This is a genomic window from Oceanicola sp. 502str15, from assembly GCF_024105635.1.
In the GTDB taxonomy this organism is placed as follows: Bacteria; Pseudomonadota; Alphaproteobacteria; order Rhodobacterales; family Rhodobacteraceae; genus Vannielia.
On sequence record NZ_WYDQ01000002.1, the window covers coordinates 174,772 to 191,828 of the forward strand.

General features: G+C 68.0%; 16 protein-coding genes. All 16 read right to left on the reverse strand.

Annotation, left to right across the window (positions count from 1 at the left end; genetic code table 11):
* Nucleotides 1-36: 36 nt before the first annotated feature.
* The 16 genes from GTH22_RS21875 to GTH22_RS21950 all read right to left on the reverse strand — a co-directional run bounded on the left by GTH22_RS21875 (nucleotide 37) and on the right by GTH22_RS21950 (nucleotide 16,985).
* Entirely contained in the window at nucleotides 37-693 is a 657-nt protein-coding gene (locus GTH22_RS21875; RefSeq protein ID WP_252947837.1) for a hypothetical protein, read from the reverse strand.
* Entirely contained in the window at nucleotides 693-1,286 is a 594-nt protein-coding gene (locus tag GTH22_RS21880; RefSeq protein WP_252947838.1) for a regulator, read from the reverse strand. The genes GTH22_RS21875 and GTH22_RS21880 overlap by 1 nt, the downstream gene beginning before the upstream one ends.
* 70 nt (nucleotides 1,287-1,356) lie before the next feature.
* Nucleotides 1,357-3,306: a ParB/RepB/Spo0J family partition protein gene (locus GTH22_RS21885; RefSeq protein WP_252947839.1), complete on the reverse strand. Its 1,950-nt coding sequence runs from the start codon at nucleotides 3,304-3,306 to the stop codon at nucleotides 1,357-1,359.
* 143 nt (nucleotides 3,307-3,449) lie between these two features.
* A complete protein-coding gene (locus GTH22_RS21890; protein WP_252947840.1) occupies nucleotides 3,450-3,839 on the reverse strand; it encodes a DUF3768 domain-containing protein in 390 nt (129 codons plus the stop codon).
* A gap of 107 nt (nucleotides 3,840-3,946) precedes the next feature.
* Nucleotides 3,947-4,870 carry an ArdC family protein gene (locus GTH22_RS21895; RefSeq protein ID WP_252947841.1) on the reverse strand — a complete coding sequence of 308 codons (924 nt, stop codon included), beginning with the start codon at nucleotides 4,868-4,870 and terminating at the stop codon, nucleotides 3,947-3,949.
* Between the two features lie 407 nt (nucleotides 4,871-5,277).
* Nucleotides 5,278-6,084 carry a 5-deoxy-glucuronate isomerase gene (iolB, locus tag GTH22_RS21900; protein WP_252947842.1) on the reverse strand — a complete coding sequence of 269 codons (807 nt, stop codon included), beginning with the start codon at nucleotides 6,082-6,084 and terminating at the stop codon, nucleotides 5,278-5,280.
* Nucleotides 6,077-6,301, reverse strand: a complete 225-nt coding sequence (locus GTH22_RS21905) for a hypothetical protein (protein WP_252947843.1) — start codon at nucleotides 6,299-6,301, stop codon at nucleotides 6,077-6,079. Before GTH22_RS21905 ends, iolB begins: the two co-directional genes overlap by 8 nt.
* Nucleotides 6,302-6,335: 34 nt before the next feature.
* Nucleotides 6,336-7,247 (reverse strand): myo-inosose-2 dehydratase, encoded by a 912-nt coding sequence (iolE, locus tag GTH22_RS21910; protein ID WP_252947844.1) that lies wholly within the window; start codon nucleotides 7,245-7,247, stop codon nucleotides 6,336-6,338.
* A gap of 14 nt (nucleotides 7,248-7,261) precedes the next feature.
* Nucleotides 7,262-9,085, reverse strand: coding sequence for a 3D-(3,5/4)-trihydroxycyclohexane-1,2-dione acylhydrolase (decyclizing) (iolD, locus tag GTH22_RS21915; protein WP_252947845.1), 1,824 nt, complete (start codon nucleotides 9,083-9,085; stop codon nucleotides 7,262-7,264).
* Nucleotides 9,082-11,007, reverse strand: a complete 1,926-nt coding sequence (gene iolC / locus GTH22_RS21920; RefSeq protein WP_252947846.1) for a 5-dehydro-2-deoxygluconokinase — start codon at nucleotides 11,005-11,007, stop codon at nucleotides 9,082-9,084. Before iolC ends, iolD begins: the two co-directional genes overlap by 4 nt.
* A gap of 9 nt (nucleotides 11,008-11,016) precedes the next feature.
* Nucleotides 11,017-12,117, reverse strand: coding sequence for a Gfo/Idh/MocA family protein (locus tag GTH22_RS21925; RefSeq protein ID WP_371928394.1), 1,101 nt, complete (start codon nucleotides 12,115-12,117; stop codon nucleotides 11,017-11,019).
* Nucleotides 12,118-12,137: 20 nt separating this feature from the next.
* Nucleotides 12,138-13,148 carry an inositol 2-dehydrogenase gene (gene iolG / locus GTH22_RS21930; protein ID WP_252947848.1) on the reverse strand — a complete coding sequence of 337 codons (1,011 nt, stop codon included), beginning with the start codon at nucleotides 13,146-13,148 and terminating at the stop codon, nucleotides 12,138-12,140.
* Nucleotides 13,149-13,205: 57 nt separating this feature from the next.
* Nucleotides 13,206-13,982 carry an ATP-binding cassette domain-containing protein gene (locus GTH22_RS21935; RefSeq protein WP_252947849.1) on the reverse strand — a complete coding sequence of 259 codons (777 nt, stop codon included), beginning with the start codon at nucleotides 13,980-13,982 and terminating at the stop codon, nucleotides 13,206-13,208.
* 11 nt (nucleotides 13,983-13,993) lie between these two features.
* The gene (locus tag GTH22_RS21940) at nucleotides 13,994-15,067 is read right to left on the reverse strand and encodes an ABC transporter permease (RefSeq protein ID WP_252947850.1); all 1,074 of its coding nucleotides are present in this window, start codon (nucleotides 15,065-15,067) and stop codon (nucleotides 13,994-13,996) included.
* Between the two features lie 71 nt (nucleotides 15,068-15,138).
* Nucleotides 15,139-16,086: a sugar ABC transporter substrate-binding protein gene (locus GTH22_RS21945; protein ID WP_252947851.1), complete on the reverse strand. Its 948-nt coding sequence runs from the start codon at nucleotides 16,084-16,086 to the stop codon at nucleotides 15,139-15,141.
* Nucleotides 16,087-16,160: 74 nt separating this feature from the next.
* Nucleotides 16,161-16,985 carry a TIM barrel protein gene (locus tag GTH22_RS21950; protein ID WP_252947852.1) on the reverse strand — a complete coding sequence of 275 codons (825 nt, stop codon included), beginning with the start codon at nucleotides 16,983-16,985 and terminating at the stop codon, nucleotides 16,161-16,163.
* Nucleotides 16,986-17,057: the final 72 nt, after the last annotated feature.

Sequence of the window (17,057 nt, forward strand, 5' to 3'; positions counted from 1 at the left end):
CTACAGACCAGTATGTATCTCAGATGAGATACGCCATCAAGACCGTTGCCAATTGAAGAATTCAGCCAGCACGGGGCTCGCCGCCTCCTTCGCGGAGCCGAGCAACGCGGACCCGGCGAGCGTTGCCTTGGAGATACGCACCAGCCCACCGGTCTCCTCGATGCGATAGCACCGGCGCTTTTGGCCTCGGCGCCGGTAATGGGTGGCCGTGACGACTTGGCAGGTACTGCCTTCGCTCAGCGTGACGGGTGCTACGAGCCTGATCCTGTCGCCCTCCTCGTAGTCCGGGATCGCCGCCCAGTCCCGGCAGCGCTGGCGCCAGGCATGGGCGTAGCTCTCGGGATCCTTCAGCTCCGACAGGAGGTTCAGAAGACTGAGCGGCGCGCGCGACTCCACCGGTCCGGCGCTTTCCTCCATGTCCTTGTAGCCCCAGCTGCCTTCGTCGTAGCGCGTGAGGACCACGACCCCGAAGGTGATCGATCCATCCGGGTCGGTCACATAGCTCGCATCGTCGATCGGTGTGCCGTCGAGGGTCGAGACATTCACCGCCGCATACCAGGTCGAGCCGACCTTGCTGGCCTTGAGCAGCACGGTCCTGCGGGTCTCGGTCTCGAAGGTGCAGAGCCGGGCGATCTCGGCCCTCTCGTCCGTGGTGCATGTCACGCAACGGTCGGTGTAGAAGAGCCAGCCCATCACGCCGCCCTCCGGCTATCGATCTCGGTCAGCGCGTCGAGCGGCACCCGGTAGGTCGGCATCTCGTCGAAATCCTCGCAATTGCCAAGGTTCTGGACGATCGCGCAGGTCTCGGTGACGTCCCTGAGGATGACGCGGAACGTCCCGCCGAGACCGGAGGGCACATCGTAAGCCCCGCCGATCAGGTAGTCGGCCGCCCGGCGCGCGAAGGCGCGGATGCGATGCCCATCCGTCGCGAGCCGGAGGGTGTCGTGCCCGCGGTCGATCAGCATCTGCACGTCGTCGAGAATGTCGGTGTAAGTTTGCCCGGTCAGGTCGCGGAAGGCCGCCCGCCGGGCCGCCATCCAGTCCGGGTCCCGGAACGGGTTGAGGCCCTCGGCGAAGACGAATGCCGGATCGGCATGGTCCGTCGTGACGATCCGCGTCGTGGTGCCATCGAGGCCGTTCGAGCGCAGATGAACGCCGGTGCCGACGACGAGGATCAGGGCGGGTTCGCCGACCGGTCCGTGCCAGTTGGGCAGGAAGGTCGAGCAGCTGCGGGCATGCGCGATCTGGGCTGCGACGCCTGCCGCGGGAAAGCTGAGAAGGGCCATGGGAGTCACCTGTGACTGGGAGGAAAGGGGGCGGCCCGCGCCGCGGTCGACGCGCGGGCCGCCCGGAGGGTCAGGCGGCGTCCGCCGCTTCGGTGGCATCGTGCGGGGTCTCGACCTGGGCCGCCTCGACCGGTTCGACACCTGCCGTCTGCATCATCGGCGGGCACCAGGCCGCGACCGCTGCCCGCTGCGCTTCGGTGAGCGTGGCGAAGGGCTCGGCGAAGAGCCTGTCACAGAAGGCGACAACCTCCTTCTTGGTCGAGGAGGCAAGCGTCACGGCCTCCTGCGCGAGCCCGAGCTCCTCTCCGAGGATCTTAAGGAGCCAGGCCTTCTTGAAGCGGCTGAAGAGCGCCGCGTTCGGCGTCCAGTGCGCGCGGAGGTCGGGCATCACCTCGCTTTCGAAGGCATGCATCAGGCTGTCACGCTGAGGATCCCGGGCGAAGCAGGACTGGGTCGTCGCCGCCGTCGCATAGGCCACGAGCCTTGCCTTCGCGCCGGCGTCGAGCGCCCGGAAGGCCGCGAACCGGTCGGCGGGCGACCGCGCCTCGTCCGCCCAGGAGAGATCGAGAGCGTCCTGCACCTCGGCCATCTGCGCGCGCGAGGTGCCACAGATCTCGTCCATCTTCGCGTGGGTACGATACTCCGTCCGGGCATCGACCTTGATCGCCTGGGTGACGCTCATGCCCTGGCGCAGAACGTCGGTGACGAGCTTGAAGAGGGTCAGGTCGAGCGTGGCCTCGGGATGGAGCGCCATCGCGGCCCCGAGCGCCATGGCCCGCTCTGTCTTCAGGTCCTCGGTCAGGGAGGCCGGGTAGACGATCTCGTCGCTGTCCTTGTCGCCCGTGTCGCCAGACGCGCCATCTATCTTGCCGGCACCGTCCGCCCGGTCCTCGGGGCGCACGAGGCCGACATGCAGCGTCACCTGCCCGTTCGACCAGGAGGCGATCACGCCGGAACGGGCAAGATCCTCGGCGCTGTAGGCCTCCTGCAGATCGCGCGCCTCGGCCTCCAGGGCGTCGACCCGCGCGTAGAGGCCCTCGTCCTCCATCTCGCGCTCGAGCTGCTCGAGCTCGGCGGTGATCGTCTCGAGGCGCTTGCGGCCCTTCGCGTCAGGCTCGATCGGACCGGGATAGACCCGGCCGTAGTCGGCCATCGCCGCGTAGTCGTAGCGGATGACCGCCTCGCCCCAAGAAAAACCCTGACGCGCGCGTTCCTCCTCGGCGGCCCCCGTCAGCTTCTCGAGCAGAATCGTCTCGACGAGCCCCGCGTCTTCGAGGACCGAATGCTCCTCGAGGAGGTCGGCCGCGATCGCACCGCCCCGCGCCTCGTACTCCGCGCGCACGAAGGCGCCGATGTCGTCGCTGACCTGCACGCCGCGGGACTTCAGCGCCTGGCGCACCGTGTAGGCCTGCAAGTAACTGTCGTCTTGGGTGAGCGCCTCGAAGACCTCTTTCTGGACCGCCTGGCTCGGGTGATCGGCAAAGGCCTTCATCACATCGAGGGTGATGGATTTCGCGCGCGCCGCGTCACGGATCTCCGGGTGGATGAGCCCGTAGCGCAGACGGCCCTTCACCGCCGCCACAGTCGTGCCGAAGGTCCTCGCGATCGTCTCGGGGGTCTGCCCGTCGACCTCCATCATCCGGGCGAAAGCCTCGAACTCGTCGATCGCCCCCATCGGCTCCTGGGTGATGTTCTCGGCGAGCGAGAGCGCGGTGGTCACGTCGCAGTCGTCGGGCACGAGGCGGCAGTCGACCTTGGTGCTCCTGGTGAAGCCTTTCTCGGTCTTGTCGGCGACCAGCTCAACGAGGGCCGCGTGGCGTCGGCCGCCGGCGAGCACGCCGAACCCGGCCGAGAGCTTCTGCACCAGGAGCGGCTGCAGCAGGCCGAGGACGGCGATGCTGGCCTTGAGATGCGCGATGTTCTCGGAGGCGTAGCTCTCCGGCGACCGGGCGCGCACATTGGCCGGATGGGCCACGAGATCGCCGATGGCGACGGAGACGGGTTTGAGACATTGAGTCATGGTCTGTCCTGTTCAGTTAAGGTCAGGCTCCGGCGGTCGCGCCGCCGGACCGATCCCCGGATCCGGGGATCACATGACGAAAGGCCCGCTTTCCCTTTTGAGGGGTGCGCGGGCCTTTCTCTGCTCGGCAGGGGTCCCCTGCCCTACCAGTCGCGCGCCATCATGATGGTCAGGACACGCGTGGTGGTCTCGGGGTTGTCGGGGGTCTCGGCGCCGTAGCGGAAGTCCGAGGCGGTCTCGTAGAGATCGATCTTCCAGAACACCGTCTCGCCCTGGATCGTGACGGCCCCGAAATCGTGCCAGCCCTCGGGATCGTTCTCGGGCTCGAAGCGGTCGAAGGCGCCGGTCGCCTTCACGGCCTCGGCCAGGACGGAAGGGCCGGCTTCGAAGACGGACCGCGTCACGTGGAGGCGCCCCGGCATCGGTCGGTCCAAGGCATGCCCGAGGCAGGCAAACCTGCGGAAGGCATCGTTCTGCGCGGCGATCGCGGCCGCCTCCGGCGGGGAATGGTCTGAGGGGTCGGGATGGCTCATGGCTGGGTCCTTTCGGGAGGGGTGAAACCACCCGACCCATGGCCCGCTTTCTCTTTCACGACAGCCCGCCACACCGCGCCCCAAGAGGACGGCCCCCTCCCCCGACCTCACGCGGCCTGGTCCCCCTGCCCCGCGGCTGACGCTGCGACCAGGTAATCGCAGGCCCGTTGCGCGTCCGCCGCATGCTTGAAGATCGCGCGCTTGTCGGCGCGCAGCACGCGGAGCCAGTTGTGGAGATAGGCGGCATTCATCTCGAGCGTATGCGCCGTGAACCCGAGCTTCTGGCCGAGGAAGCACGAGGTGAGCTCGGCGACGATCTCTTCGCGGGCATAGGCGGTGTTACCGAAGCGGGAGAACCCGTAATCGCGGTTCAGGCGATGCGGCGCCTTGGTCGCATGGGCCAGTTCATGCGCCCAGACGCCGTAGAAATCGCGGGGATCCTCGAACCGCGTGATCGTCGGCATGAAGATCTTGTCAGCGGGCGGCAGATAGTAGGCCTCGGTGCCGGTAAAGACCGTGGGGATGGCGATCGCCTCGAAGAAGTCCTGCATGTGCGGGATGGGATCGGCCGCGGGATGCTCGGGCACCGGGTCCGGGTCGGGATGGAAGCGGTCTGGCAGACCCTCGATCTGATCGGCGTTGAAGACGCGATAGGACTTCGGGAAGGGGATGGACTTGGGGTCCTCGTCTTCAGCATCAGTGTCGGATGTGCTCTCCGCAGGACTGCGCTCGGCGGTGCCGTAGTAGACGACGACCGCTGACTTCGAGCCCTTGATCACCCGTGCATCCAGGTCGTTGGCCTGCTTCAGCGTCATCCAGTAGGGCGAGCCATAGCCCGCCATCATCGTCCGCATCGTCAGGAGGAAGTTGTTCAAGCCCTGGTAGGGTTCGCCGGTCTGGCGCAGCGGGAGAGCGCTGCCGCCCACGGTCCAGGGTTGGCGCCAGGGCAGCACGCCCCGCTCGATGATGCTGATGAGTTCGTCGGTGATCGACGCGGCGGCGTCGAATTTTGGCTTGGTTAAGTTGGCCATTGGGGGACTCCGATGTCTGAGGGAGCGCGCGGGAACCGCGCGCGGATCGGAGAACGCGTGAGGAGAGCTGTGCCGTGACGGGCTGCGCGGTGCTTCTGAAACCCCCAGCCGGACCTCTTTCCCGGATCCTCCGGATCCGGCAGGACCCAAGGCCTGCTTTCCCTTTTTAGGGGGCCAGACACGGTGAACCGACAGGTTGCTACCCGACCCGCGCAGCCGGTCATGGACGAGAGGCTTCAACCTGAAGCCGGCCGCCGCGTGCCCCTCCGTCGGTTCGCCGCCAAGACGGTCGCGCGCACCACCGGAGCCCGCAGCCACATTCACCGAGGCCTACGCTGCATTCACCAAAGGCTCAATGCGGGACATTGTAACCGGCCACTTGCCACTTGCTTGAACAGAGTCGGTCTTCAGACGTCCCGTTTCATGATCCAGGCGACCGGCGCGGCGGGGACGAAGCGCCATTTCCTGAGCGGACCGGCCATGACATTGAGGTAATACATCTCGAAGCCGTAGGGAGCGCCGCAGGGGTGGTGGCCGCGCGGCACGCAGACGACGTCGCCGTCATGCACCGCCATGGTCTCGTTGAGCCGCAGGTCGTCGGTGTAGACCCGCTGGATGCCGAAGCCGTCCTTGGGGTTCAGCCGGTGGTAATAAGTCTCCTCGAGATAGGTGATGCGCGGATAATCGTCCTCGTCATGCCGGTGGCTCGGATAGGACGACCAGTTGCCATCGGGCGTGAACACCTCGGTCACCAGAAGGCTGTCGCAGTAGTCCTCGTTCTCCATCGCGATGTTGTTGATGTGCCGGGTGTTGTTGCCCTTGCCGCGCTGGGTGAGGGTGATCCCGTCCGGCCCGATCCGCCGCGCCGCGTGCCCGCCCATGCCCGGCGCCGAGCAGACCGCGATTACGCAATCGGTCGTTGCCTCGGCCCGCCAGTCGGTGCCGTTCGGCAGGTAGAGGCAATGCGGCGGGCTCTTCTCGAACACGTCCATCCGGTCGCCCAACTCGCCCCAGTCCTTGCCGGCGCTCTCGAACGTGGCCTTGCCCTCGACCATCACGAGGATCACCTCGTTGCTGCCCGTCGCCTCCGCCGCGCTCTCCCCGGCCCGCAGCCGGTAGAGCGAGAACCCCACGTAGCGCCAGCCGGCCGATTGCGGGGTGATCTCGTGCACCTTGCCGTGGGTGCCGAAGGGGCGCTTGAGAAGGTCAGCCATGGTCGTCCTCTTTCGTGGTCGTGTTCTCGTCCTCGCGGCGCGGATCGGTCCAGACCACGAAGAACTGCCAGATCGCCCAGCCGCCGAGACCGCCGAACAGCACCGCCCAGCCGGGCGAGCCGGTTGCGTATTCGAAACCGGCCCAGACCAAGCAGATCGCGACGATCAACAGCCGCAGCCAGAGCGGGCGGAAGAACGGGTCCTGTAGATTGAACATGGCACGTCCTCCCTGTGCTGCCCGGTCCGGCGGGTCAACCGCGGCCGGAAATCTCCAGCCCGGACCGCCCGCAGATCTCCACGATGTGCTCGTAGCCCATCTTCGCGTAGTCGTAGGGCGGCGCCATGGCCGGGTCCTGCTCGGCCTCCACGACGATCCAGCCGGCGTAGTCCATCGCCTTCAGCTTGTCGGTCACGGCCTGGAAGTCGATGCAGCCCTCGGGATCGCCCGGCACCGTGAAGGCGCCGGCAGCGACCGCATCGAGGAAGCTCCCGTCCGCGGACCTGATCCGGTCCAGCACCGGCTGGCGCACGTCCTTGTAATGCACGTGGTGGACCCGGTGCGCCCACTTGTCGAGCACGCCCATCACGTCGGCCGCGGCGAAGTGCAGATGGCCGGTGTCGTAGAGCAGGGTCAGCTCCGGGCCACTGCCCTCCATCAGCCAGTCGATGTCTTCTGCGTCCTCGATGACCGAGCCCATGTGGTGGTGGAACGAGATCGGGACCCCCTGGTCCATCGACCACTTGGCCAGCTCTGTGAGCCTTTTGGCAAAGGCCGTGATCTCGTCGCGCCCGAGTTTCGGGCGGCGCGAGACCGGTACATCGGCCGCCCCCTGCACCGTGTTGGAGCACTCGCCGTAGACCACGCAGGGCGCGCCGAGCGCGGCGAACTGCTCCACCTGCCCGGCGATCAGCGCCTTCTCGTCCTCGACGCCGTTGACCAGCAGGCTGCCGGAGTACCAGCCACCGCACAGCGCCACGCCGTAGCGGTCGAGATAGGCGCGCAGGCCCTCGGTGTCTGCGGGCATCCGGCGGCCGCGCTCGACGCCGGCGTAGCCGATCCTCCCCGCGTCCTCCATCGCCCCTTCGGTGGTGTAGGCCGCGGTCAGCTCGGGCAGGTCGTCGTTCTGCCAGGCGATCAGGGAGATGCCGATCTTGACGCTCATGGATCTGTCGTCCTTCAGTTGGCGCTCTGGAGCGCGCGTTTCGCCTCGTAGCCCTTGCGGGCCTCGGTCACTTCGTGGCGTTCCGAGACCTCCGGGACGGCCACGTCCCACCAGGCGCCTCCGACGCCGGTGCCCGGGTAGGGGTCGGTGTCGATGACGATGACGGAGGGGATGTCGCGGGCCCGCGCTTCGGCGATCTTGGCCTCGAGGTCGGCGATGCCCTCGGCCTTCACCGCATGCGCCCCCATCGACCCGGCATGGGCGACGAAGTCGATCTCCGGCTGGGTCTCGACCCGGGCCGAGCTGTAGAGGTTGTTGAACTCCGCCCCGCCGCAGCCCATCTGCAGCCGGTTGATGCAGCCGTAGCCGCGGTTGTCGGTCAGCACCACGGTGAACGGCACCTTGCGCATCACCGCGGTCGCCAGCTCGGAGTTGGCCATCATGTAGCTGCCGTCGCCGACGAAGCAGATCACGTCGGCCTCCGGGCGCGCCAGCTTGATGCCCATGGCGCCCGCCACCTCGTAGCCCATGCAGCTGTAGCCGTATTCCATGTGGTAGCCGCCCTGCGCCGGCCGCCACAGCGTGTGCAGCGCGCCCGGCATGGTGCCGGCGGCGCACATCGCCACGGTCTGCGGCCCGGCCTGGCGCTGCACCGCGCCGATCACCTGGGCGTCGGTCGGCAGCCCTTCCGCGTTGGGCGCCGCCATCACCGCATCGGTCGCCGCGTACCAGGCGCTGCGGGCCTCGCCGTCGCGCGCCTCCCAGCTGGCATCGCCGAGCGCGGCCGAGAGCCTCTCCAGCGCCACCTTGGCATCGGCCACCAGCGAGACCGCCCCGTGCTTGGTCGCGTCGTAGGGCGCGACGTTGATCGACACCAGCTTGCGGCCCGGATTTGCGAAGACCGTCCAGCTGCCGGTGGTGAAGTCCTGGAACCGGGTGCCCACGCCGAGCACCAGGTCGGCCTCCGCGAGCGCGCGGTTGGCCGCGTCGCCGCCGGTCACGCCGGGCGAGCCGAGGTTCAGCGCCTCCTCCCAGTCCACCGCGCCCTTCCCCGCCTGGGTCTCGCAGAGCGGGATGCCGTGGCGCTTTGCGAAATCCACCAGCGTCCCCTCCGCTCCGGAGTAGATCGCCCCGCCCCCGGCCACGATGACCGGCCGCTTCGCCGCCTTCAGCGCCGCCGCCACGTCGGCCAGCTCGCGCGGGTCGGGCTCGGGCCGGCGGATTCGCCAGACATTGGGCTCGAAGAACGCTTCGGGGTAATCATAAGCCTCCGCCTGCACGTCCTGGCAGAAGGCCAGGCACACCGGCCCGCAGTTGGCCGGGTCGGTCATCACAGCCAGCGCCCGCGGCAGGCAGGTGAGCAGGTGCTCTGGCCGGGTGATCCGGTCGAAGTAACGCACCACCGGCTTGAAGCAGTCGTTGGCCGAGATCGTGCCGTCGTCGAAGTCCTCGACCTGCTGCAGCACCGGGTCGGGCCGGCGACCCGCGAAGACGTCGCCGCAGATCATCAGCAGCGGCAGCCGGTTCACATGCGCCAGCGCGGCGGCGGTCACCAGGTTGGTCGCGCCCGGGCCGATGGAGGTGGTGACGGCCATGGCGCGCCGGCGCTTCATCGTCTTGGCATAGGCGATGGCCGCGTGGGCCATGGTCTGCTCGTTCTGGCCCCGCCAGGTCGGGACCGCGTCGCGGTAGCGGTGCAGCGCCTCGCCGAGGCCCGCCACGTTGCCATGCCCGAAGATCGCCCAGATGCCCTCGATGAAGCGCTCGCTCTCTTCGGTGTTCTGCACCGAGAGCCACTTCACCATGGCCTGCGCGGCGGTCAGCCGGACCGTCTTCATGCTGCGTCCTCCCTCGCGCCTGCGCGCGCTTCGTCCCAGATGCGGCAGAGCCGCGTGTAACGCTCGGCCATCTGCGCGACGGCCTCGGCGTCGGTCATCTCGCCCTTCAGCCAGGCCCGTGCGGCATCGCCGAAGATCGTCCGACCCACCGCGAAGCCTTTCACCAGCGGCTGCCGGGCGGCCAGCGCGAAGCTCTCGGCCAACTCGGCCTCGGGCGCGTCGAGCCCGAGCACCACGATGCCCCGGGTACGCGGGTCGTTCCGCTCGATGGCCTGCACCGCGTTCTCCCAGGCCGCCCCGGTCCTGAACGGCTCCAGCTTCCACCAGTCGGGATAGACGCCGATATCGTAGAACTGCTGGATCAGCTTTGCGCTGGTGCTGTCGTCCACCGGCCCGACCTTCGAGGGGATGATCTCGAGCAGGAACTCCAGCCCGTTGCGCCGCGCTGCCGTGAACAGCCGCTTCACCCTCGCCTGCTGCATCTTCCGGGTCTTGTCGTCGTCGTCCGGGTGGCAGAACACCAGCAGCTTCACCACGTTCTCCCGCGCCCACTCGCGCAGGCGCCCGAGGTCCTCGCCCAGCTCGGGCTCGAACGCGATCGGCCGCGAGCCGGGCAGCTCGGTCGGCCGGCCGATCCAGAGGCCCGAGCCCGAGGCGCGATGCAGCGCCGCCCGGCCGATGCGGTTGTCGCAGAGGATGCCGTAGCCGGGCTGGCCGCCCTGCACCTTCAGCGCCGCGTCGAGGCAGAGCTCCTTGAACGCGCCACCCTTCTTCAGGCTGTAGCCCTCCATCTCTTCCAGCTGCGCCCGGTGGTCGAAGGCGAAGGTGCGCACGCTCGACCAGTCGCCCCCGGTCACGCGATGCCGGTTGGTCGCCCAGTGGACCTGTTCAAGCTCCACGTCATTGCGCAGGTCCGGCCGGGTGATGCCCCGGTCGAAGAAGAACTGCAGCTCTTCCCAGCTCGGATAGGCCGGGGTGCAGCCGTGGCGGCTGACCGCGAAGGCGCCGCAGGCGTTGGCGTATTTCAGGGCCGTGGGCCAGGGCGCGCCATCGAGCCAGCCCTTCAAGAGCCCGCTCATGAACCCGTCGCCCGCGCCCAGCACGTTGAACACCTCGATCGGAAAGCCCGGCCCGGTCTGCCCGTCATCGAGGCTGCCCGGGATCTCGCCCTCGAAGGCCACGGCCCCCATCGGCCCGCGCTTGCAGACCAGCGTCGCGGCGCTGACCGCACGCACCGCCCGCAGCGCCTCGATGGTATCGGTCGAGCCGCCGGCGATGTGGAACTCCTCCTCGGTGCCCACGATCAGGTCGAACAGATGCAGCGTGGCCTGCAGGCTCGCCGTCACCTCGGCGCTCTCGGCAAACCGGCTCTCCCCCTCGCCGTGCCCGAGCACGCCCCAGAGGTTCGGCCGGTAGTCGATGTCGAGCGCGGTCTTGCCGCCGTGCTTGCGGGCCAGATCCAGCGCCTTCAGCACCGCAGCGCGGGTTCGTGGGTGGCTGAGGTGCGTCCCGGTCGGCACCACCGCCCGCGCCGAGGCGATGAAATCCTCGTCCACGTCCTCCTCGCAAAGCCCCATGTCGGCGCAGTTCTCGCGGTAGAAGATCAGCGGAAACTGCTCCTGGTCGCGGATCCCGAGGATCACCAGCGCGGTCAGCCGGTCGGGGTCGGTCACCACGCCCTTCGTCTCCACCCCCTCGCGCTTCAGCTGCTCCAGGATGAACCGCCCCATGTGCTCATCTCCGACGCGCGAAAGCAGCGCCGACTTCAGCCCCAGCCGCGCGGTGCCGCAGGCGATGTTCGTCGGAGACCCGCCGATGTACTTGTCGAACGAGCCCATGTCCTCCAGCCGCCCGCCGATCTGGGCGCCGTAAAGGTCCACCCCGGCCCGGCCGATGGTGATGACGTCGAGAGTCTTTGCCATGGGGGCTTCCTAGACGGCAACGGGACGGCCCAGCGAGGCCGCCATGGCGTGAATGATGCGCTCGATCTTCAGCCCTTCGGCAAAGTCGGGGCCACAGGGCGCCCCGCCCGCGATGGCCCGGCAGAACTCGCGGGCCTCCACCACCTTCATCTCGTTGAAGCCGAAGTTGTGGCCGGGCGCCGGGCAGAAAGCGCCGAAATCGGGCTGGTCCGGCCCCGAGAGGTGGCGGGTGAACCCGGCCTCACCCTTCCGGAACACCCAGAGCTCGTTCATGTGCTCCTGGTCGAACACCAGGCTTCCTTGCGAGCCGTGGACCTCCCATTGCAAGCGGCACTTGCGGCCCCAGGCGGCGCGGCTGGTGGCGAAGGAGCCCTGCGCCCCACTGGCGAAGCGCAGGAGTGCGAGCGCGTTGTCCTCGTTCTCCACCGCCTTCGGACCGTCGGGCGAGGGGCGCTCGCGGACCACGGTGTCGATCAGGGCGGTGACTTCGGTGATCTCGCCCATCAGCGGCAGGATCTGGCTGACCAGGTGGCAGCCCATGTCGCCCAGAACGCCGAGCCCGCCGCCCTCATGGGTCATCCGCCAGCTCCAGGGCAGCTCGGGGTTGGCGCAGAAATCCTCGTCATAGACCCCGCGAAACGCCCAGGGCGTGCCGATGGCGCCCTCGGCCACCAGTTTGACCGCCGCCTGAAACGCGGGCGAGCGGGTGTAGTTGTAGCCCATCAGCGTGACCTGACCGGGGCAGGCGGCGGCCAGCGCGGCCATCTCCTCGGCGTCCTTAAGGGTGAGCGACATCGGCTTTTCCAGCCACACATGCTTGCCCGCCTTGAGCGCCGCCTCCGCCATCGGGCGGTGGAAGGCGTTGGGGGTGGTGATCGACACCACGTCCACCGCCGGATCGGCCACCGCGGCCTCCCAATCGCTCGTGCCCCGGGCAAAGCCGAATTGCGCCGCCATCTCGGCGGCCTTCTCCTCGGGCGTGTCGATCAGCAGCTCCAGCCGGGGCGGCGGGCCACCGAAGGCGGTGGCCACGTTGCGCCAGGCCATTGCGTGGCACTTGCCCATGAAGCCGGTGCCGATCAGGGCGACGCCCAGGGGCTCTTGCGGCATGTCGGTCATCCCGGCCCCTCTCAGGCGGCTGCGGCAGAGGCGCCGAGGCGCACCGCCTGCCCGCTGCGCGCCGATTGCAGGGCGGCCTCGGCCAGCTCCAGCGCGCGCAGCCCGTCGAGCCCGGTGGTGGGCGTGGGGGCGCCTTCAGAGACGGCGGCGATGAAGGCGGCGATCTCGGCGGCATAGGCCTCGGTGTAGCGGGTCATGAAGAAGTTCAGCAGCGGCGGCTCGGCAAAGCCCTCGGCCCCGGCCACCACGATATTGGCCTCTGCCGTGTTGCGCGCCTGAACCATGCCCTTGGAGCCCAGCACCTCGATCCGCTGGTCATAGCCATAGGTCGCGCGGCGGCTGTTGGAGATGGTGCACTGCTTGCCGCTGGCGGTGGTGAGGATGACGTTGACGCTGTCAAAGTCGCCCAGCTTGCCGATCTCGGGGTCGGTCAGCACCGAGGCGGAGGCCTGCACTGTCTCGACCTCCTCGCCCAGCAGCCAGCGGGCGACGTCGAAATCGTGGATGGTCATGTCGCGGAAGATGCCGCCCGAGACCTTGATGTAGCTCGCAGGCGGGGCGCCCGGGTCGCGGGAGGTGATCGAGATCATCTCCACCTCGCCGATCCGGCCCGCGTCGATGGCGGCCTTCAGTGCGGCAAAATCCGGGTCGAACCGGCGGTTGAAGCCCACCATCAGCGTGCCGCCTTCGGCCTCCACGGTGGCCAGCGCCTCGCGGACGCGCGGCACCGAAAGATCCACCGGCTTTTCGCAGAACACCGCCTTGCCCGCCTTGGCGAACTGCTCGATCAGGTCGGCATGGGTGTCGGTCGGGGTGCAGATCACCACGGCATCCACGTCATCGGACCCGGCAATCTCGTCGATCTCCCGGATCTCGCAGCCGTAGCGCGCGCGCATCTTCTCCGCCGCCTCGGCAAAGGGCTCGGCCATGGCGACGAGGCGGGCGTCCGGGTTGGAGGTGACGGCGCGGGCATGAACCTGCCCGATGCGCCCGGCGCCGAGAATTGCAAAGCGAACTGTCATTGTGGTCTCCATGGTCCGGCGCGGCCGGGGTGTTGCGCGATAGGGTCGGGCCGCCGCTCAGGCGGCGTCTTCAAACTGCGGCTGGGTCTTGGCGCCGGTGATATAGGCCACCACGTCCTCGCCGGTCACGTCCTTGCCGGTGATGTCGAGGTCGGCACAGATCCGACCGCGGCGGAACACCACGATCCGGTCGCAGAGGTCCATCACCTGCCGCATGTTGTGGCTGATGAGAATGAGCGGCTCGCCCTGTTCCTTCAGCGTACGGACGATGTTCTCCACCTGCGCCGTCTCCTGCACGCCGAGCGCGGCGGTGGGCTCGTCCATGATGGTGAGCTTGGAGCGGAAGGTCGCGGTGCGGGCGATCGCCACGCATTGCCGCTGCCCGCCCGACATCCGTTCGATGGTGCCGCGAATGTTGGGGATCTTCACCCCGGTCTTCTGCAACGCCTCCAGCGTGCGCTCGCGCATCGCCTTGTAATCGAGGATCGAGAAGGGCCCGAGCTTCAGCTTGAAGACCTCGCGGCCGAGAAAGAGGTTGTCGGGCACGTCGAGCTGATCGGCGAGCGCCAGGGTCTGGAACACCGTCTCGATGCCCGCGTTCCGGGCGTCCATCGGGTTTTCGAAATGCACCTCCTGCCCGTCGAACACCACGGTCCCCCGGGTGCGCTGCTCGACGCCGGTGATCTGGCGGACGAAGGTGCTCTTGCCGGCCCCGTTGTCGCCCATGATCGCCACGTGCTCGCCCCGGCGGAGGATGAAGTTGGCCCCCTCCAGCGCATGGACGCCGCCGTAATGCTTGGTGAGGTCGCGGGTCTCCAGAATGATGTCGGACATTGTCTTTCCCCCTATGACCGCGACGCGGCGCGTTGCTGGCGCCACTGGTCGAGCACGACCGCGGCCACGATGATCACGCCTTTCACCATCTCCTGATAGTAGGCGTCGAGCCTGAGGAAGGTGAAGCCGGAGATGATGACGCCGAAGATCAGCGCACCGAGGACGGTGCCGATGATCGAGCCGCGCCCGCCGGCGAGGGAGACGCCCCCGATGACGGTCATGGCGATGGCGTCGAGCTCATACATCACCCCCATGCCCGCCTGTGCGGTGAGGTTCTTGGAACTGAGCACCACGGCGGCCAGGGCGGCCAGGGCGGCGGCGATGGTATAGACCAGCACCTTGTGCCGGGCGACCTTGATGCCCGACATCCGCGCCGCATCCTCGTTGGAGCCGATCGCATAGGTGTGCTTGCCATACACGGTGTAGCGCAGGATCAGGTGAAACAGGATCGCCAGCGCGATGAAGATGAAGACCGGCATCATGCCCGTGCCGATATTGGCGTAGCCCTCTGTCGGAAAGCTGATCGGCTGGCCCTTGCTCCACCACTTGGCGGCGCCCCGGGCGGCGACCATCATGCCCAGCGTGGCGATGAAGGGCGGAATGCGGGTATAGGCGATGAGCAGCCCGTTGCAGAGGCCCGCGAACACGCCCACGGCGAGGCCCACCATCACCGGCACGATGGCCGGAAGGTCCATCCACGCCGGCCCGAACATGGCCTTGGGGTTGGGGTTGCCGTTGACCAGCTCGACCTGGGCGAAGCTCATGGCGATCATCGCCGTGAGGCCCACCACCGAGCCGGGGCTGAGATCGATCCCGCCGGAGATGATCACCTGGGTCGAGCCGATGGCGATGATGCCGATGATGGCGACCTGCAGGATGATGATGCGCAGCCGCGCCTCGTTGAAGATGCTGTCGAAGCGGTCGGCGCTGTCGAACAGGAAGCTCTGGCCCATCAGCAGGGCGCCCAGCAGCTCGAACACCGCGACGATGATGATTAGCGCGATGAGCACATTCATCTCGTTGGGCCAATGCCGCTTCTTGTGGTCGTATTTCAGACCCCCGATGCCATGCGATGCGTCTGCCATGATCTCCCCTCCGCTGCCTCATGGGCCTGGGGAGGGCCGCCGCCATGGCCGCCCTCCCGCGTTTGCCTGCCTCAGTTCTTCGAGGTGTAGTCGGCCATGTTGTCGGGCGTGACGAGCTGGAAGGGGATATACACCTTCTGGTCCACGTCCTCGCCCTTGGAGAGCTTCAGCGCCGCGTCGAGCGCGCCTGCGCCCTGGCCGGCGGCATCCTGAAACACCGTCACGTCGAGGTCGCCCGCAGCCATGGCAGCCAGCGCATCCTGGGTGGCGTCAATGCCGCCCACCACGACCGCGTCCATGGCGATGCCCGCGGCCTTCATGGCCTGGATCGCGCCAAGCGCCATCTCGTCGTTGTTGGCGATGAGCGCGTCGAAGGGCTCACCGGCCGAGAGCCAGTTGGTCATCAGGTCCTGGGCCTCGTCGCGCGACCAGTTGGCGGTCTGCTCGTCGATGATCTCGATCTCCACGGCGCATTTGCCGGCGGCGATCACGTCGTGGATGTCGGCGGTCCGCTGCACGGCGGCCTGGTTGGAGAGCTCGCCCATCATGATGTAGATGCGGGCGCTGTCCTTGCCCTCGGATTTCAGCTGGTCGCAGACCTGGATGGTCTCGAGCGTGCCGGATTCCACCTCGTTGGAGGCCACGAAGGCCTGGTTGTCGGGCAGGGTGTCCACGTTGATCGGCTGGCGGTTCACGTAGACCAGCGGCACACCGGCGGCCTCGGCGGCGGCGGTCATGGCTTCGGTGGCCGAGGTGTCCACCGGGTTGACGATGATCGCATCGACGCCGGAGGCGACGAAGTTGTTGATCTGGTCGAGCTGCTTGGCCACGTCGTTCTGGGCGTCTTCCACCTGGATCTCGACGCCCTCCATGCTGCCGGCCTGCTCGATCATGCCGTTGCGGAGCACGGTCAGGAAGTTGTCGTCGAACAGCGCCATCGACACGCCGATGGTTTCGGACATGGCCGAGGTGCCCATCAGCGAGGCAAAGGCCGTGGCGGCGATAAGGGTCTTCTTCATGGTTTTCCTCCCATAAGCGGTGTCCGGCGCACCGATTTTATGCCGGAAGCCCCGCACCGGGGCCGGTTCGCGGATCAGGCGACGGGCGCCGCAATCCGGGATTCGATGAAGGCGAAGGACCGCGCGAGCTGGTCCTTCGGGTCGGTCATTTGCTGCGTGTCGGGCGAGAAGCACTCGTAGGAGACCGGGCCGTCGTAGCCCGCCGCCATCAGCGCGGCGATCTGCTCGACATTGCCCAGCCGGTCGTCCGCGCCCACCAGCACGCGATGTTCGTCTTCCATCTGCTCCACCGCCAGCCTGGGGTCGGTGACCGCCGAGATATGGACGATGCCGGTATGCTCCGGGTAGAGCGCGCCACCGCCCGCGAGGGTGTGGTGAAAGGTGTCGTGCACGATCCTGAAGTGGGCGGTCACGCCCAGGTCCTTCAGCGTGTCGATCAGCTCGTCCTTGAAGCGCAGCGACGAGCGGCCAAAGCCCAGCGGCTCGACCAGCGCCACCATGCCGGCCTCTTCCAGCATCGGGGCAATCGCCTTGAGCGCGATCCGCAGGTTGGCCTGCCGCTCGCCATTGGCGCCGCCGGTGCCGTCGTTGCGCGGGATCAGGCTGATGGTCTCGGCGCCCGCAGCCTTGGCGGTGGCGATCAGCGCGGCCACCTCGGCGCGGCGGGCGTCATCCCAGCTGTTGAACGGGTAGACCTGGCTGAGGCCCACCAGCCGCAGGCCGCGCGCGCGGATCATCTCTCCGGCCGCCTCGGGCGACAGCCCGTCGAACAGCGGACGCCCCAGCGCCGCCATGTCGTTGCGCGCCTCCACGCCGACGCAGCCCAGCTCCGCCGCGAGATCGAGAAAGGCCGCGAAGTCGAGGTGCGGCACCGTCATCTGGTTCAACGCGCGTTTCATGATGTCCTCCCACCCGACGGCCTCCCCGCCGTCGATCTGGGCCGGACATTGTCCACGCGGCCTGAGTCGGTC

What these genes read in the sequence shown, in the direction of transcription:
- GTH22_RS21880 (WP_252947838.1), bottom strand. Translation starts at nt 1,286, where the DNA reads ATGGCCCTTCTCAGCTTTCCCGCGGCAGGCGTCGCAGCCCAGATCGCG.
- GTH22_RS21935 (WP_252947849.1), bottom strand. Translation starts at nt 13,982, where the DNA reads ATGTCCGACATCATTCTGGAGACCCGCGACCTCACCAAGCATTACGGC.
- iolG (WP_252947848.1), bottom strand. Translation starts at nt 13,148, where the DNA reads ATGACAGTTCGCTTTGCAATTCTCGGCGCCGGGCGCATCGGGCAGGTT.
- GTH22_RS21885 (WP_252947839.1), bottom strand. Translation starts at nt 3,306, where the DNA reads ATGACTCAATGTCTCAAACCCGTCTCCGTCGCCATCGGCGATCTCGTG.
- iolE (WP_252947844.1), bottom strand. Translation starts at nt 7,247, where the DNA reads ATGAGCGTCAAGATCGGCATCTCCCTGATCGCCTGGCAGAACGACGAC.
- GTH22_RS21925 (WP_371928394.1), bottom strand. Translation starts at nt 12,117, where the DNA reads ATGCCGCAAGAGCCCCTGGGCGTCGCCCTGATCGGCACCGGCTTCATG.
- GTH22_RS21895 (WP_252947841.1), bottom strand. Translation starts at nt 4,870, where the DNA reads ATGGCCAACTTAACCAAGCCAAAATTCGACGCCGCCGCGTCGATCACC.
- GTH22_RS21945 (WP_252947851.1), bottom strand. Translation starts at nt 16,086, where the DNA reads ATGAAGAAGACCCTTATCGCCGCCACGGCCTTTGCCTCGCTGATGGGC.
- GTH22_RS21875 (WP_252947837.1), bottom strand. Translation starts at nt 693, where the DNA reads ATGGGCTGGCTCTTCTACACCGACCGTTGCGTGACATGCACCACGGAC.
- iolB (WP_252947842.1), bottom strand. Translation starts at nt 6,084, where the DNA reads ATGGCTGACCTTCTCAAGCGCCCCTTCGGCACCCACGGCAAGGTGCAC.
- GTH22_RS21950 (WP_252947852.1), bottom strand. Translation starts at nt 16,985, where the DNA reads ATGAAACGCGCGTTGAACCAGATGACGGTGCCGCACCTCGACTTCGCG.
- GTH22_RS21940 (WP_252947850.1), bottom strand. Translation starts at nt 15,067, where the DNA reads ATGGCAGACGCATCGCATGGCATCGGGGGTCTGAAATACGACCACAAG.
- GTH22_RS21905 (WP_252947843.1), bottom strand. Translation starts at nt 6,301, where the DNA reads ATGTTCAATCTACAGGACCCGTTCTTCCGCCCGCTCTGGCTGCGGCTG.
- iolD (WP_252947845.1), bottom strand. Translation starts at nt 9,085, where the DNA reads ATGAAGACGGTCCGGCTGACCGCCGCGCAGGCCATGGTGAAGTGGCTC.
- iolC (WP_252947846.1), bottom strand. Translation starts at nt 11,007, where the DNA reads ATGGCAAAGACTCTCGACGTCATCACCATCGGCCGGGCCGGGGTGGAC.
- GTH22_RS21890 (WP_252947840.1), bottom strand. Translation starts at nt 3,839, where the DNA reads ATGAGCCATCCCGACCCCTCAGACCATTCCCCGCCGGAGGCGGCCGCG.